Source organism: Mycobacterium kyorinense, from assembly GCF_002101735.1.
Classification (GTDB): domain Bacteria; phylum Actinomycetota; class Actinomycetes; order Mycobacteriales; family Mycobacteriaceae; genus Mycobacterium; species Mycobacterium kyorinense.
Map to the genome: position 1 here is coordinate 1 of NZ_LQPE01000175.1, position 1,478 is coordinate 1,478.

Consider the following 1,478-nt stretch of genomic DNA (forward strand, 5'->3'; position numbering starts at 1 on the left):
CGCCTACGAGCCGACCACAAAACCAGCCATCAATCACCGCAAAACACGGCCGCTTGACATAGGAGCAACACGCTCGCCGCGGCTAGGGTGCCAGCCCCGTGACAACCGCCTGGCCGGTGTGCGGGTCATAGGGATAGGACACGTGCTGGTGGATGAGCTGCCAGCTGCCGTTGATCTTTCGGAAGACGCGCGTGCCCCGCGACCAGGAATCGAACGCCGGCCTGCCCGCTTCGCTCGCCGTCATGTGGTTGAGGCCCCACGTGACCGCAATGTCGCCGCGAACGATGACCCGCAAATCAGGGACTTCCCATCGAAAGTCGCCGGCGGCGTAGTCGAACCCTCGCCGGCACACCTCTCGGACCGCGGCCGCGCCGGCGTACATCAGCGGTGTTTCGTGTTCGTAGGAAACCACGCCGTCGTCGACCTTGCTCATCACAGCGTCGAGGTCTTTAGCTGCCGCGCTTCGTAGCCATTCGGCGAACTCCGCGCGGAACGCACGCTCGTCAGGAGTGAACTGCGACAGTACGCCGTCGAGCTTGGCAAAGCATTCGTTCCAGCCCTCGGCGTTGCCGTCGCGCATGTCGGCCGCGGTGAAACCTGACTGCTCGAACCTCATTTCGGTCTTGGCGCCCTGCTCGACCAGGATGACGGTGACCAGTGTTTCGGGTCCGGTGTTGCCCCGGCCATCCTGCTGGGTCAGCGTGAACACCAGCCGTCCGGGCGGCACGATCTCGCGATACTCGCCGAATTCCCGGTGCACCTCGCCCGTTTCGGAGCGATACTCGACGAGCCACTTCCCACCTTGGCGGGCGTCGACCTCGCAGCGAGTGACGGTGAACCCGTACGGCGCGAACCAGTCTCCGAGGTCCTCGGCTCGAATCCAGTTCGCGAACACCAGCTCGCGCGGTGCGTCGAAGAGCCGCACGATGGGAATCGAGTAGAGGTCGGCGGTCATCACTGTTGCCCTTTCTGTGGTGTGGTGCCGGTCTTTTCGTGCTGCTGACTGGCGAGCCGGTCGCCCAGCCGGTCGAAGCGGTGCTGCCAGAGTTGGCGGTAAGCGCCCAGCCAATCGTCGATCTCGGCCAGCGGTTCAGGTCGAATGCGGCTCGGTCTGCGTTGAGCGTCGCGGCTCCGAGTGACCAGGCCGGCGTCTTCCAGGACCGCAATGTGTTTGGAGACGGCACGCGGCGTAATGGCGAACGGCTCAGCGAGCTCGGCCACCGACGCTTCGCTGTCGCGGAGACGTTCGAGGATTGCACGTCGAGTCGGATCCGCGAGCGCGCCGAACACCGAGCTGAGGGTGTCGCGGCTCATTAGGAACCTCCTAGTTCCGGAACTAGTTGGTACCATACAATCGCCATTGCTGTCCGTCAACAGGAGCGCGTCGCTCGCCTGCGACCCCGAGCGTGTTGCTCCTATGTCAAGCGGCCGTGTTTTGCGGTGATTGATGGCTGGTTTTGTGGTCGGCTCGTAGGCGT

At 64.1% G+C, this 1,478-nt stretch carries 2 protein-coding genes; both read right to left on the bottom strand.

Annotated features, from left to right (window positions below):
• Positions 1-82 precede the first annotated feature (82 nt).
• On the bottom strand, positions 83-955 hold the full coding sequence (locus tag AWC14_RS29300; protein WP_052425725.1) for an SRPBCC domain-containing protein: 873 nt from the start codon (positions 953-955) through the stop codon (positions 83-85).
• Positions 955-1,478 (bottom strand): ArsR/SmtB family transcription factor (locus AWC14_RS27005; protein ID WP_249026349.1); only part of this gene is annotated, 524 nt, incomplete at its 5' end. The genes AWC14_RS29300 and AWC14_RS27005, both read right to left, overlap by 1 nt.